General features: G+C 37.8%; 14 protein-coding genes. 9 read left to right on the top strand and 5 right to left on the bottom strand.

What is annotated here, in order from left to right; genetic code table 11:
• Window positions 1-22: 22 nt before the first annotated feature.
• The gene (locus tag DN394_RS10430) at window positions 23-208 is read right to left on the bottom strand and encodes a 2-hydroxymuconate tautomerase (protein WP_001147171.1); all 186 of its coding nucleotides are present in this window, start codon (window positions 206-208) and stop codon (window positions 23-25) included.
• 112 nt (window positions 209-320) lie between these two features.
• Here DN394_RS10430 and DN394_RS10435 point away from each other — a divergent pair, with 112 nt between their 5' ends.
• Both DN394_RS10435 and DN394_RS10440 read left to right on the top strand, forming a co-directional pair.
• Entirely contained in the window at window positions 321-995 is a 675-nt protein-coding gene (locus tag DN394_RS10435) for a site-2 protease family protein (protein ID WP_000372469.1), read from the top strand.
• Between the two features lie 25 nt (window positions 996-1,020).
• Complete coding sequence (locus tag DN394_RS10440) at window positions 1,021-1,530, top strand: YwhD family protein (protein ID WP_000136686.1); 510 nt, start codon at window positions 1,021-1,023, stop codon at window positions 1,528-1,530.
• A gap of 34 nt (window positions 1,531-1,564) precedes the next feature.
• Here the strand turns inward: DN394_RS10440 and DN394_RS10445 are convergent, their stop codons facing one another.
• Window positions 1,565-3,616, bottom strand: a complete 2,052-nt coding sequence (locus tag DN394_RS10445) for a transglycosylase domain-containing protein (RefSeq protein WP_046958571.1) — start codon at window positions 3,614-3,616, stop codon at window positions 1,565-1,567.
• A 102-nt stretch (window positions 3,617-3,718) separates the two neighbouring features.
• Window positions 3,719-4,444, bottom strand: a complete 726-nt coding sequence (locus DN394_RS10450; protein WP_001039759.1) for a glycerophosphodiester phosphodiesterase — start codon at window positions 4,442-4,444, stop codon at window positions 3,719-3,721.
• A gap of 152 nt (window positions 4,445-4,596) precedes the next feature.
• Here DN394_RS10450 and DN394_RS10455 point away from each other — a divergent pair, with 152 nt between their 5' ends.
• The 4 genes from DN394_RS10455 to speB all read left to right on the top strand — a co-directional run bounded on the left by DN394_RS10455 (window position 4,597) and on the right by speB (window position 8,274).
• The gene (locus DN394_RS10455) at window positions 4,597-5,004 is read left to right on the top strand and encodes a MerR family transcriptional regulator (protein ID WP_000276564.1); all 408 of its coding nucleotides are present in this window, start codon (window positions 4,597-4,599) and stop codon (window positions 5,002-5,004) included.
• 5 nt (window positions 5,005-5,009) lie between these two features.
• Window positions 5,010-6,173, top strand: a complete 1,164-nt coding sequence (locus tag DN394_RS10460; protein WP_060487953.1) for an MFS transporter — start codon at window positions 5,010-5,012, stop codon at window positions 6,171-6,173.
• Window positions 6,174-6,359: 186 nt separating this feature from the next.
• Window positions 6,360-7,187, top strand: a complete 828-nt coding sequence (speE, locus tag DN394_RS10465; protein WP_000424696.1) for a polyamine aminopropyltransferase — start codon at window positions 6,360-6,362, stop codon at window positions 7,185-7,187.
• A gap of 214 nt (window positions 7,188-7,401) precedes the next feature.
• On the top strand, window positions 7,402-8,274 hold the full coding sequence (gene speB, locus DN394_RS10470) for an agmatinase (RefSeq protein WP_001209823.1): 873 nt from the start codon (window positions 7,402-7,404) through the stop codon (window positions 8,272-8,274).
• Window positions 8,275-8,522: 248 nt separating this feature from the next.
• Here the strand turns inward: speB and DN394_RS10475 are convergent, their stop codons facing one another.
• Entirely contained in the window at window positions 8,523-9,560 is a 1,038-nt protein-coding gene (locus DN394_RS10475) for a PTS sugar transporter subunit IIC (protein WP_000996323.1), read from the bottom strand.
• A 234-nt stretch (window positions 9,561-9,794) separates the two neighbouring features.
• Between DN394_RS10475 and DN394_RS10480 the strand changes: the two genes are divergently transcribed.
• Window positions 9,795-10,157, top strand: a complete 363-nt coding sequence (locus tag DN394_RS10480; RefSeq protein ID WP_000779928.1) for a YxeA family protein — start codon at window positions 9,795-9,797, stop codon at window positions 10,155-10,157.
• Window positions 10,158-10,182: 25 nt separating this feature from the next.
• On the opposite strand, the gene DN394_RS10485 is transcribed toward DN394_RS10480, so the two are convergent.
• A complete protein-coding gene (locus tag DN394_RS10485) occupies window positions 10,183-11,169 on the bottom strand; it encodes a S66 family peptidase (RefSeq protein WP_046958567.1) in 987 nt (328 codons plus the stop codon).
• A 202-nt stretch (window positions 11,170-11,371) separates the two neighbouring features.
• Here DN394_RS10485 and DN394_RS10490 point away from each other — a divergent pair, with 202 nt between their 5' ends.
• Both DN394_RS10490 and argS read left to right on the top strand, forming a co-directional pair.
• The gene (locus DN394_RS10490; RefSeq protein WP_000414868.1) at window positions 11,372-11,809 is read left to right on the top strand and encodes a YwiB family protein; all 438 of its coding nucleotides are present in this window, start codon (window positions 11,372-11,374) and stop codon (window positions 11,807-11,809) included.
• Window positions 11,809-13,479 (top strand): arginine--tRNA ligase, encoded by a 1,671-nt coding sequence (gene argS, locus DN394_RS10495; RefSeq protein ID WP_001086442.1) that lies wholly within the window; start codon window positions 11,809-11,811, stop codon window positions 13,477-13,479. Before DN394_RS10490 ends, argS begins: the two co-directional genes overlap by 1 nt.
• The last annotated feature ends 182 nt before the right edge of the window (window positions 13,480-13,661 follow it).

Below are 13,661 nucleotides of genomic sequence, written 5' to 3' on the forward strand. Positions count from 1 at the left end.
CTTCTTATGAAAGAACTTGAAATTATTTGTCGCTTAAGCGTTTTCCGCCAACTGCATAATGGTTTTTAGACATTTCTTCGATGAAAACAACGATGTTTTCTTCAGGAGCACCAGTTGTTTCGCTTACTGCTGCTGTTACTTTCTCAGCAAGAGCTTTCTTTTGTTCCTCTGTGCGTCCTTCTAGCATTTTCACTGTTACGTATGGCATATATAATCGCTCCTTTTATGTAAGTTACACTCTTATTATAGCGGATTATGGGGAAGAACAATCGAAAAAACAAATAATTTCTTTTTTTGACAGATTGAAGAGGAGATGAATCATGGATCAGTTATTTAGATACCCATTGCAACAAATTCCGTTGGTAGCAATGGCCATTATTATTGCGTTATCAGTGCATGAATTTGCGCATGCATATGTTGCATATAAATTTGGAGACGATACAGCAAAGAAGCAAGGCCGTTTAACATTATCACCGATGGCGCACTTAGATCCTATTGGGATGATCGCTGTATTAATTCTTGGTTTTGGTTGGGCAAGACCTGTTCCTGTTAACCCATATAACTTTAAAAGGCCGCGTCTTGCAGGTATATTAGTTTCAATTGCAGGCCCAATTAGTAACTTAATTTTAAGTGCAATTGGTTTAATCATTTGGTATAGCCTATTAACATTTGGTGTATTAGACTCAATTCCATTTGCAGTAGCGGATACATTGGCTCAATTCTTCCGAATTTTTATTATGCTTAATATCGTATTACTTGTATTTAACTTATTGCCAATTCCGCCACTTGATGGGTATCGAGTTGTGGAAGATCTAGCACCAACAAATATTCGTGCGAAAATGACACAGTATGAAAAGTATGGAGCAATAGCGTTATTAATTCTTGTTATTACACCGCTTAGCAATTATACAATTCAACCTATTTTTAATGTTGTCATTCCATATGTATTTGTATTTTTAGACAGTATCATTGCGCCTATTTTTGGCCTTTTATAATCATTAAGTGAGGAGGAGTTTACATATGACAGAGAAAAAGAAAAAAATCGGTTTTAATATCGTGAAAAATGATTCAACAGATGGACATGGTGGTTTTGGTGTTGGAGCATTAAGTCTAGAAAACATTTCACCTGTATTTGTCGATGTACTAGAGAAAACAGCATTTGTTGATATCGGTGCGATGCATGCGCGTAGTACAGTCGAAAAAGGTATTAAGTTTTTAACAAATAAAGATGAAGTTCCAAACGGAAAACCATTTTGGCTTGTGTGGGTAACGGTTGAAAGAACGGCGACAGGAGCTTATTATGCAGGTGTAACAGCTTGTGAAATGACAGTTGACCGTGAAATTCGCCGCGGATATAAATCACTTCCAGAGCACGTAAACAAAATGGATAAATCAATGAAGCGTCACATTATGGTTGACCATATGGATGAATCATCTAAAAAAGTACTTGGTACGTTCTTGAAAGAACATAATGAAGCGATTTGGAACGAATCTAGTGAAGAATTGCGCCGTGCATTATTAAGTGAATAAAAAATAGCTGACGGATACCCGTCAGCTATTTTTTTTACCAAGGAAGATATTTTTTCCACCAACTTGTTTTCTTCTTTTCTTCAGTTGTCTTTTCAAATTCTTCTTTATCATCAACATGATCCATACAATATTCAGTCGGTTCTGTACCTTTTGCGAAATACATTTTCACTGAAATGGGACAATTTTTTGTAGCGATTTTTCCGTTTTCAGGGTTAATATCGACTGCAACGACGTCACTTGGTTGTTTAAACTCTTTTTGAGGTTGTCCATCTAAGCCTTTTTCCATCGTATCGGTCCATATTTTTTTCGCATATCCTTGTTCTGCTACGTTTGAAATCGATTTAGGTTGATCGTATCCAACCCACACACCAGTTACAAGTTGCGGGGTAAACCCTATCATCCAACTATCTGTTTCTGTAGAACCAGACTTTCCGGCATATGTTCTTGATAGCTTTGATAACATTGATTGGCCGGTTACAGCGGCATAACTACTTAGGTTTTTATTAAACATACCTGTCATCATTTCTTCCATTACAAACGCTTTGCTTTTATCGAGAACTTGTTTACTCTCCAAATGAGCATCGTATAGCATGTTTCCTTCCTGGTCCATAATGCGGCGAATAAACATCGGTTTTACTTCTTTTCCGCCGTTTGCGAACATGCTATAAGCGTTAACCATTTCAATTGGTTTTACAGGAGATGTACCGAGAGCGAGAGACGGAACATCTTTTAATGCGGTAGTAATACCGAATTGCTTCGCTGTTTTTGTAAGAATGTCTTCGCCTAAAAATAAATTGGTCTTCACGGCATATACGTTATCAGAGACCGCAAGAGCTTGCGCCATTGTTACAAAATCGTCTGCATAATAGTCTTTATAGTTTTTCGGTTTATACTTTGAAACACCGTCACCTAAAGTGAACACAGTGTATTCGCTTTTTAAGCGCGTAGCGGGGGTGAATCCTCGTTCTAATGCCGCGTAATACAGGAATGGCTTAAACGTAGATCCAGGCTGTCGAGCGGCCTGTGTAGCCCTGTTAAATTGACTCGTATTATAATCAGTTCCACCAACAAGGGCAGCTACTTCACCTGTTTTTGGATTCATAGAGACGAGCGCAGTTTGTATGTTTGTTGTGTCAGGTATGTGATCTTTTACAGCTTGCTCTGCGACCGATTGTAATTTAGGGTCTAGCGTTGTATAAATACGCAAACCACCCTTTTGTAAGGCTTGTTCATCTAATCCGATATCACGAAGAAGAGAAGCTTGTACAGCATCTTGGAAATAAGGTGCAATCTCTGCAACTTTTTTTGTATCTAATGAGGAAAAAGTTAGTGGCTCTTTCTTTGCTGACGTTGCTTGTTTCTTCGTAATGTAACCTTGTTCTACCATTTCGTCTAATATGAGAGATTGTCGTCCTTTCGCACGATCCTCTTTTAAAAAGGGAGAGTAGACACTAGGTCCTTTCGGGATACCTGCGAGCATACTAGCTTCCGCTAATGTTAATTCTTTTGCTGTTTTATCGAAATATAGACGAGACGCAGCTTCGATTCCGTAAGCACCATGCCCGTAATAAATTGTATTTAAATATCCTTCTAAAATATGATTTTTATTATAGTTCACTTCAAGGCGAATTGTGTACATCGCTTCTAATAGTTTACGTTTCCACGTTTTATCATGATCTAAGTATAGGTTACGAGCATACTGTTGTGTAATCGTACTAGCACCTTGGACCTTTGCCATCGCTTTTAAATCGGCAACAATAGCACCAGCAATACGTTTTATATCAAAGCCATGATGTTTGTAGAATCGTTGATCTTCGATAGATAGTGTCGCCTCTTTTACATAAGGAGAGATTTCATTGAGAGATACATTGTAACGTTTTTGCATTTCATTACTTTGTCCGATAACAGTGTCATCATTAGCATAAAAGACACTCGTTTGTGGGACAGCAACAGGAGGAGGTCCCATAATTTTTGCAACTATAATAATAACAAAAAAGGAAAAAACGAAAAAAAGAACAGAAGAAAACATTACGGTGAAGAAAAGACGTTTATATTTTTTAAGTTTCGGATTCATAGTTTGATCCATCTTTTTCAGCCCCTCAATACTAATACAAACATTATTGTATTAGTATTGAGGGTTTTCGGTTATTTTAAACAATGAAATTTCGAAAACAAAAAGCTCCTTCAATTAAGAAAGGAGCTCAAGGGCACGTGCTGGCCAATCGGTAATAATGACATCTACGCCATAGTCAATCATAGTTTGTAAATCTTTGTATTCGTTAATCGTATAAGGGCGGAAAACGTACCCTTGATTTTGTGCAAATTGGACAAATTCTTTTGTTAATAATTGAAAGTTTGGGTGTAAACCAGTTGCGTTTCTATTTTTTGCTTCAGCAATCGGATCAGCAAGTGGTGTGTCATATAAAATTGCTCTCGGGATTTCAGGAGCTATTTCTGCTAATAATGAAACAGAGTCGTGGTTAAATGATGAGAATACAATTTGATTAGATAGATGGTATTCACGAACGAGAGCAACAGCTTTTTCTTCAATAGTTGGATAGTGGATAACATCTGTTTTTAACTCAATATTGAGCTGTAAATTTGTCGTAGATAACCAAATGAATACTTCACGTAACGTTGGGATTTTTGCTTCATGGAAAGAAGGTTCTTTATGGCTACCAGCATCTAAAGCTTGTAATTCCGCTACCGTTTTTTCAGAAACAAGACCTATGCCATTTGTTGTGCGATCTACTGTTTCATCGTGAATCACGACAAGTTCACCATCTTTTGATAGGTGGACATCAAGCTCAATTCCGTGGGCACCAATGCGTTCTGCTTCTTGGAAGGCAATCATCGTATTTTCTGGATGTGTTCCTTTTACCCCGCGGTGGGCGAAAATAAGTGGTTTATTCATACGGAAATCTCCTTATCGTTTCTTTTCTTTCATTATGAAACTGCTTTTGGAAAAATACAATTGAATGGGATAAACATTTACAAAAGTCTAACAGTTGCACAAAAGTTAACGTTAACGTAAAATGTAATAATCGAGTGAAGGGAGGAATAAACATGTATAAAATTGATGAAGTCACAAAGCAAGTTGGTTTAACAAAACGTACACTTCGTTATTATGAGGAAATTGGTTTAATTCATCCCCCTGAACGTAGTGAGGGGAACATTCGCCTGTATACGGACGAGGACATCGCTAGAATTAAAAGGATTGTAGAAGCGAAAGAAGTATTAGGGATTACACTTCAAGAAATGCAACATTTTTTATCGTTAAAAGAAAGAATGGAGCAAAGAAGAAATAGTGAGAATCCTCGTGACCGCGAAGTGATTCAAGAAATTAAAGAGATGCTTGAAAAACAAGTGCAAACGCTAGACGAGAAAATGGAGCAAATGCAGCGTGTAAAGGCGGAACTCGAAGATAGCCTACATCGTGCAGCGACATTTTTAGAGAGTACAAAAGGAGAATGATCAAAATGGAGAGCAAACAAAAATTAGGGAGATTGATTACAGTGGTGGCTACCTTCCTTGCCTTTTCGGGTATAGGGGTAGTCGACCCAATCTTACCAAGTATTGCTGAGCAAATTGGTGCATCGCATTGGCAAGTAGAGATGTTATTTACAGCATATATTTTAACGATGGCAATTATGATGTTACCAGCTGGAATATTCGCATCAAGATTTGGTGATAAACGAATGATGACGATCGGTCTTGCGATTGTAACTGTATTTGCGTTTATATGCGGTATATCGCAAACGATTGCCCAATTATCTATTTTCCGCGCGGGGTGGGGATTAGGAAATGCGATGTTCTTCGCAACGGCGATGACATTATTGATTGCATTAAGTAAAGAAGTTCATGAAGCAGTAGGACTATATGAAGCAGCTATCGGTTTAGGGATGGCAGGCGGACCGTTATTAGGCGGGATATTAGGTGGACATTCTTGGCGTTACCCATTTTTTGCGACGAGTATTTTAATTTTCTTAGCATTTATTTTAGTTTTCTTTTTTGTAAAAGAACCGGAGCGAAAAGTGAAACGTAAAGCGGCAGGCGTAGGGGAATTACTTAACCTGGTGAAATATAAACCGTTTATGCAAGGTGCGATTTCAGGAATGTTATACTACTACGGATTTTTCGTTGTGCTAGCATATTCACCACTTATTATGCATTTATCTGCTATTCAATTAGGGTTTGTATTTTGCGGATGGGGATTAGCGTTAGCTTACGGTTCTGCAATTTTGGCCCATAAGCTAGAAGGGAAATATGAACCGAAAGCATTGTTGAAAGGTAGTTTACTCGTATTTGCGCTTTTCTTAATCGCACTATTCTTCGTGAAAGTTATGTGGTTACAAATTGTATTAATTGTTCTATCGGGATTAGCATCTGGATTAAATAATGCATTATTTACAAGTTATGTAATGGATATTTCACCTTATGAAAGATCTGTTACATCAGGTGTTTATAACTTCGTTCGTTGGTTAGGTGGCGCAATTGCTCCAATCTTATCAGGAATCATCGGCCACACTGTTTCACCGCAAAGTCCGTTTTTAGTCGGTGGAATTGTTGTGTTAGTCGGTTGTGTAATGATTTTAATTCCGGTTCGAAAACCAGTAGAAGTAGAGACAAAAGCCCTTTCTTAAGAAAGGGTTTTCTTTCCTATTACAGGGCAATCCCTTTTCGTACATATGTTAGAACCCTCTGACTAAAATATATTTTCGGTATTTTTGTACTTTTAACTATACTTTTTGGATGTTTTGTTTTATTTTTGTTAGGGGACATTAATGATGTCCCTATTATAAATTTGCATTGAAAGGCGTGATTGTACGATGGAACTATGGTTCACTGAAAAACAAACAAAACATTTTGGGATTACGGCGCGTATTAACCGCACATTACATACGGAGCAAACAGAATTCCAAAAACTTGATATGGTTGAAACGGAAGAGTTCGGAAACATGCTTATTTTAGATGGCATGGTTATGACAACAGAAAAAGATGAGTTCGTTTATCATGAAATGGTAGCGCACGTACCTTTATTTACACATCCAAACCCTGAAAACGTATTAGTTGTAGGTGGTGGCGATGGCGGTGTTATTCGTGAAGTGTTAAAACACCCAAGCGTAAAGAAAGCAACTCTTGTTGAAATCGATGGAAAAGTAATTGAGTACTCTAAACAATACTTACCATCAATTGCAGGCGCACTAGATAATGAGCGTGTAGAAGTAAAAGTAGGAGACGGTTTCCTACACATTGCAGAAAGCGAAAATGAATATGACGTAATTATGGTAGATTCTACTGAGCCAGTAGGACCAGCAGTAAATCTATTTACAAAAGGATTCTACGCTGGAATCTCTAAAGCGTTAAAAGAAGATGGTATTTTCGTTGCACAAACGGACAACCCTTGGTTCACACCAGAACTAATTACAACTGTGTTTAAAGACGTAAAGGAGATCTTCCCAATTACTCGTTTATACACAGCGAACATTCCAACTTACCCAAGTGGTCTTTGGACGTTCACAATTGGATCTAAAAAACATGATCCATTAGAAGTGAGTGAAGAGCGTTTCCACGAAATCGAAACGAAATACTACACAAAAGAATTACACAATGCAGCATTCGCATTACCGAAATTTGTTGGCGATTTAATTAAGTAAGAAATCGAGTTTGAACAAATATAGTGTAGGTAGCTCATTTAAGGTGTTTGTCCAGAAGACTTGAACATGCTAGTTACTTACACTGCTACAAATGAAGTAGTCTTCTTGTAAGAAGAAGGCACAGGTAAATCGAGAAAGAGGAGTTATAGGCTCCAAATTTGAGAAATAATGAAAGGTTGGGATACCTTAAGTTCCACACAAGGAGGAAAAGAGTATGCGTTTTGATGAAGCTTATTCAGGTAAAGTATTTATTAAAAGTCATCCAAGTTTTGAAGAGTCAGAGGCAGTTATTTACGGGATGCCAATGGATTGGACAGTAAGCTACCGTCCAGGTTCTCGTTTTGGCCCTGCACGTATTCGTGAAGTGTCAATCGGTCTTGAAGAATATAGCCCATATTTAGATCGTGAACTAGAAGAGGTAAAATATTTTGATGCGGGTGATATTCCATTACCATTTGGAAATCCACAGCGTAGCATAGACATGATTGAAGAGTATGTATCAAAACTTTTAGATGCCGATAAGTTTCCACTAGGTCTCGGCGGTGAGCACTTAGTGTCTTGGCCAATTTTTAAGGCAATGGCAAAAAAATATCCGGATTTAGCAATCATCCATATGGATGCCCATACTGATTTACGTGAATCGTATGAAGGGGAGCCTTTATCCCACTCTACACCTATTCGTAAAGTGTGCGATTTAATTGGTCCGGAAAACGTATATTCTTTCGGTATTCGTTCTGGAATGAAGGAAGAATTCGAATGGGCAAAAGAAGTAGGTATGAACTTATATAAATTTGACGTATTAGAACCGTTAAAAGAAGTATTACCGAAGCTTGCTGGACGCCCAGTTTATGTCACAATCGACATTGACGTATTAGACCCAGCTCACGCCCCAGGAACAGGAACGTTAGAAGCTGGAGGTATCACATCTAAAGAATTATTAGATTCCATCGTGGCAATTGCAAATTCAAATATAAATGTAGTTGGAGCAGACTTAGTAGAAGTAGCTCCTGTCTACGACCATAGTGATCAAACACCAGTCGCAGCAAGCAAATTCGTGCGGGAAATGCTGCTCGGTTGGGTGAAATAAAAGCGGAAGTGGCTCGCTCAGAATCGTAGGTCATTGGAACGCTCGACCGAGAGTGTAAAATGGCCGGAGATTCTGGCCGTTCCGTTGTAGTTGGATAAAATAAGAGCCTCCTATATGAATAGGGAGTTCTTATTTTGTCGTTATGTGTCGGTAAGTCGATATATTAAAAAAATCGCTAATATAATTTCATTTACCGTTACATGACAAGAAAAAGAGCTACTCTCAAACAATGAGAATAGCTCTTTTTCTTATGCAACTTTTTCTTCCGAAGTAATGCCGCGAATTTCATCAGCAGAACGAATTGGATATTTGCGGAATACGATTGATCCGATGTATCCAACAATAGTGGTAACGATTCCACATAATACAGCAGCAATTGTTACTTTTACAACGTCATTAAATCCGAATAAGACAAGAAGTCCTGGGATTGGTGATGCTGTTCCTGGCGCATTATTAACGAGCTGGAACAGAGATGTAATAATACCAGCAAGCGCACCGCCAACGAAGTTTGTCGCATAAATTGGAATTGGATTTGCTGAAACAACATCGGCTTGTGTTAAAGGCTCGATTGCTACAGCGATTGTGTCTTTCTTTGAACAAATTTTTAGTCGTTTAAAGAAAATAAAGTTCATTGGGGCTGAGGCTGCTACGGCAAGACTACCAATTGCCATTGGTAAACCTGTTAATCCTAGCATCGCAGTTAGTGCCATAGAACTTAATGGAGAGGTAGAAATAACTGTTATTAATCCACCAAGCATAATACCCATAATGATAGGACTTTCTGTAGTTGCAACTGAAATCATAGAACCGATTTTACCGAGCGTTGCGTTCACGAGCGGATCCATAAGCATGGCCATTCCGCGTGAGATTGGTGCGGCAATAAATAAAATTGCTAAAAACTCTACACCAGCCGGTAATTTCTTTTCGAGAAATTTCACGACGAAAGCGCAAACGTATCCAGCGAAAAATCCTGGTAAAATACCGAATCCGCTAGTAGCGATACCGATTAAAACAGCATATACGGGTGAAACACCGATTGCTAGTGCGACTAAAATTGCCGCTGCGACACCGCTCATACTACCAGAAGCTTCTCCTACTGATTGTAAAAAGTCATTATGAAACATCTCTCCACCGATATAACGGTGAAATGCTTCAATAAGAAAACTTGCGATTGCTGCATTAGCTAAAGCACCCATTGCTTTCATTCCGTAAGGAGCACGGTAACTAAAAAGTGTAAATAGACAAAGTACAACAAGTAATAGTGCTAAACCTTGCAAGATAGCCATTTGAAAACTGTCTCCTTTGATTTTTGTAATAAAAATTTGTATCATTCAATAATAATATAAAAGTTCATGAAACGGAAAAATTTTTTATTGGGAAATTGCTATAAGTTGAAAAACCCTTACAATAATGTAAGGAAAGTGTAAGACTTTTCAATAGAGTATAGTATGCCTTTTTCCGTATAATACAGGTATAGACATAAGATTAGTGAGAAAGAAGTGCAAACAGGAGGCGCATGTATGAAATTGGTAATTAAAGTTTTAGCTGTATTCGCCATTATTTTAGGTGGAACAGCGTACTATTTAAACACGAAAACAGAAGGTGTGCATGCTTTTGTAGACAACTTCTTTTCAAATAAAGAAATACAAGATTATTATGCGGTTATAAATAAAGGTGAGAAAAAAGACGGTGAATACTTGTATACATTTAAAGGGTATACAGAAGACGGAAAGTTACAAGTTGTGAAAAGAATGATGAACCGTGAATTGCATACGGGGGCGTTTATAAAAATTTATGCAAAAGGTATGCAAGGAAAAGGATGGGCTGAAATCCCAAAAGAATCAATTCCGCAAAAAGCGTTGGAAAAAATAGAAAAACCGTAAAAGGAGCGAATCGTTCGCTCCTTTTTTAGTGCGTTAAAATGGTGATAGCTGAATTCTCTTTATTAGAAATGATTTTTGCACGTCCACCAATTGGGAAAGTGAAAATCGGGGTTGTATGCCCGAAACTTGCGTTTGCAATGATAGGTATATGTGTAAGTTCAGGCTTTGAAGCAATCATTTCTTGAATGTCTTCTATCGTACATTCTGCACCTTTTTGCATCTTTCCTATAACGATGCCTTTTACATGTTCAAAGTCAGGTTGCTGCATAAGAGAATGTAAATAACGATCAAAAGTGTTAAGGGTAGCTTTTCCAGTTAAACTATCCTCCTCAAGAAATAATATTTTCCCCTGCAAGTTTGGCATATATGGTGTACCTTGTAGTAAATTCAATGTACTCATATTACCACCGATAATCTCTCCAGTTGCTTCGCCTTCATGAATCGAAATATAACCTTCATTTGTAATGAATTCTCGATTTTCCTGATCTATATACCAAGAATCATCGCTCCACGTTTCAGATGGCAGGACTTCAATAGGCTTATTAGAAGTTAAGCATTGTAAAAAGTAATTAGTCGTATATTCGAGACCTTTCTCCATCCCAAATGAAGAGAAATGGGGTCCTGAATATGTAACAAGTCCTGTTTTTGTGTAAATTGCATTATTTAAAGCAGTAATATCAGAATAGCCACAGAAAAACTTCGGGTTTTCTCGAATTAAATCATAATCGAGATGTTTCAATAAACCATTAGAGTTGTATCCGCCAAGTGTCGTCAAAACGGCTTTTACATTAGGGTCTCTAAATGCCTCGTGGAGGTCTTGAACGCGTGAAGAAATAGAAGAGGAAGCAAATTGATCTATCTCATCGGCATATGTTGAGAATGTAACTTGAAAGCCCATGTCAGTTAATCTTTTTACAGCAAGCTTTCTGTTTTCAGTTGAGACAATACTTAAGCTACAAGATGGTGAAATAACTCTAATTTCATCACCTTTTTTCAATTTTGTTGGTAGCACATAACTCACCTCTTCAAATGAAAGAATATTTAGATTTAAAAAACATTTTATCATATGAAATAAAGTGAAAGTGAATTATCTTTTGAAAAGGAGTTTTCCTGATTTTTCAGCAGACAGACAGAGGTTTTTTTTGATATGATAGGAAAAGTGATTTATTATATACATTATTTAATATCTATAACATGTGAAGGGTGTGCAAGACGTGGAGAAACAACTTGCAGGCTTGCCGGTACACGTTCATTTCGTAACAGAAATCCGTGAAGGGGCGAGGAAGGAAACCGTTGCTTTTGAAGCAAATGGTCAATACTATGTAAAAGGTCAAGGTACATATGTAACATTCCAAGAGCCGAACGAACAGGGCGAAGTGAAAACAATTATTAAAATTCAAGATGAACAAGTTCTCATTATGCGTTCAGGTGCTGTTTCAATGCGTCAAACGCATGTGAAAGGTGAATGGACAACTGGTACGTATACGAGTGAACTTGGTACGTTTGCATTGCAAACGAAAACTGATAATGTTCTTTTTAAATGGTCGGATGAAAAGAAAAAAGGACAACTTTTCTTAACGTACGCATTGCTTCTAAGTGAACAAGAAGCTGGCAGATATACAATTACACTTAATTTGAAGGAGGCAAAATAATGAATTCTTTAGAACAAGTAAAAGGATTAATTAAAGAAGAAATTCAAGCTGCTGTATTAAAGGCAGAATTAGCGACAGAAGAACAGATTCCAAACGTTGTATTAGAATCTCCAAAAGATAAAACAAATGGTGACTTCTCTACAAATATGGCAATGCAACTTGCACGCGTTGCGAAAAAAGCACCTCGTATGATTGCAGAAGAATTAGTTGCAAACTTCGATAAAGCAAAAGCTTCTATTGAAAAAATTGAAATCGCAGGACCTGGTTTCATTAACTTCTACATGGATAATAGCTACTTAACAGACTTAATCCCAACAATCGTTAACGCTGGCGAAGCTTACGGTGAAACGAATACTGGTAAAGGTGAAAAAGTACAAATTGAGTTCGTATCTGCGAACCCAACAGGTGACCTTCACTTAGGACATGCACGTGGTGCGGCAGTGGGTGACACTTTATGTAACGTATTAGCAAAAGCAGGATACGATGTATCTCGTGAGTACTACATTAATGACGCTGGTAACCAAATTCATAACTTAGCTCTTTCTGTTGAAGCTCGTTACATGCAAGCTTTAGGTCTAGAGAAAGAAATGCCAGAAGACGGATACCATGGTGCGGACATCATTGGAATCGGTAAGCGTTTAGCTGAAGAGTTTGGCGATCGTTATGCAAAAGCTGATGCTGAAGAAAGCTATGAGTTCTATCGTTCATACGGTTTAAAATATGAGTTAGCAAAACTTCAAAAAGACTTAGAAAGCTTCCGTGTTAAGTTTGATGTATGGTTCTCAGAAACATCATTATACAAAAACGGAAAAATCGATGCTGCACTTGCAGTATTAAAAGAGCGTGACGAGATCTTTGAAGAAGGCGGTGCAACTTGGTTCCGTTCTATGACTTACGGTGACGACAAAAACCGTGTATTAATTAAAAACGACGGTTCTTACACATACTTAACGCCAGATATCGCTTACCATCGTGATAAATTAGAGCGTGGTTTCGATAAGTTAATCAACATTTGGGGTGCTGATCACCACGGTTACATTCCTCGTATGAAAGCTGCTATTCAAGCGCTAGGTTACGATAAAGAAACACTTGAAGTAGAAATCATCCAAATGGTACAACTGTACCAAAATGGTGAAAAAATGAAGATGAGTAAGCGTACAGGTAAAGCAGTTACACTTCGTGAGCTTATGGAAGAAGTAGGCGTGGACGCAATGCGTTACTTCTTCGCAATGCGTAGCGGTGATTCTCATTTAGACTTCGATATGGACTTAGCTGTATCAAAATCTAATGAAAACCCAGTATACTATGCACAGTATGCTCATGCTCGCGTATGCAGTATCCTTCGTCAAGGTGAAGAGTTAGGACTAGCTGCAGGCGGAGACGTGAATTACAAGCTTGTTACTTCGGAGAAAGAAGTAGAGTTACTGAAAAAACTTGGTGAATTCCCAGCTGTAGTTGCGGATGCAGCACAAAAACGTCTGCCACACCGCATTACAAGCTATGCATTTGAATTAGCAGCAGCATTACACAGCTTCTATAATGCAGAAAAAGTATTAAACCAAGATAACTTAGAATTAAGTAAAGCTCGCTATGAGTTAATGAAAGCAGTACGCACTACACTTCAAAATGCATTAGCAATCGTAGGAGTATCTGCACCAGAAAAAATGTAATAAAAAAAGCGGAAGCGGCTCGTTCAGAATAGGAAGGCGCGAAGCCACCGAGTATTCTAACCGATTTTTCGTTTTCAGTAAAAGGCAATCACACGATGTTGTGATTGCCTTTTTGTATGGAGATAATAAAAAATAAAATTTTATCAAACAAAAGGAGAATTTGCGTCGTCTTATATAAATGA

The organism is Bacillus sp. BB081, from assembly GCF_008368895.1.
GTDB lineage: Bacteria > Bacillota > Bacilli > Bacillales > Bacillaceae_G > Bacillus_A > Bacillus_A wiedmannii.

Coding starts and splice junctions, on each gene's coding strand:
- DN394_RS10430 (WP_001147171.1), bottom strand. CDS start 208: ATGCCATACGTAACAGTGAAAATGCTAGAAGGACGCACAGAGGAACAA.
- DN394_RS10435 (WP_000372469.1), top strand. CDS start 321: ATGGATCAGTTATTTAGATACCCATTGCAACAAATTCCGTTGGTAGCA.
- DN394_RS10440 (WP_000136686.1), top strand. CDS start 1,021: ATGACAGAGAAAAAGAAAAAAATCGGTTTTAATATCGTGAAAAATGAT.
- DN394_RS10445 (WP_046958571.1), bottom strand. CDS start 3,616: ATGGATCAAACTATGAATCCGAAACTTAAAAAATATAAACGTCTTTTC.
- DN394_RS10450 (WP_001039759.1), bottom strand. CDS start 4,444: ATGAATAAACCACTTATTTTCGCCCACCGCGGGGTAAAAGGAACACAT.
- DN394_RS10455 (WP_000276564.1), top strand. CDS start 4,597: ATGTATAAAATTGATGAAGTCACAAAGCAAGTTGGTTTAACAAAACGT.
- DN394_RS10460 (WP_060487953.1), top strand. CDS start 5,010: ATGGAGAGCAAACAAAAATTAGGGAGATTGATTACAGTGGTGGCTACC.
- speE (WP_000424696.1), top strand. CDS start 6,360: ATGGAACTATGGTTCACTGAAAAACAAACAAAACATTTTGGGATTACG.
- speB (WP_001209823.1), top strand. CDS start 7,402: ATGCGTTTTGATGAAGCTTATTCAGGTAAAGTATTTATTAAAAGTCAT.
- DN394_RS10475 (WP_000996323.1), bottom strand. CDS start 9,560: ATGGCTATCTTGCAAGGTTTAGCACTATTACTTGTTGTACTTTGTCTA.
- DN394_RS10480 (WP_000779928.1), top strand. CDS start 9,795: ATGAAATTGGTAATTAAAGTTTTAGCTGTATTCGCCATTATTTTAGGT.
- argS (WP_001086442.1), top strand. CDS start 11,809: ATGAATTCTTTAGAACAAGTAAAAGGATTAATTAAAGAAGAAATTCAA.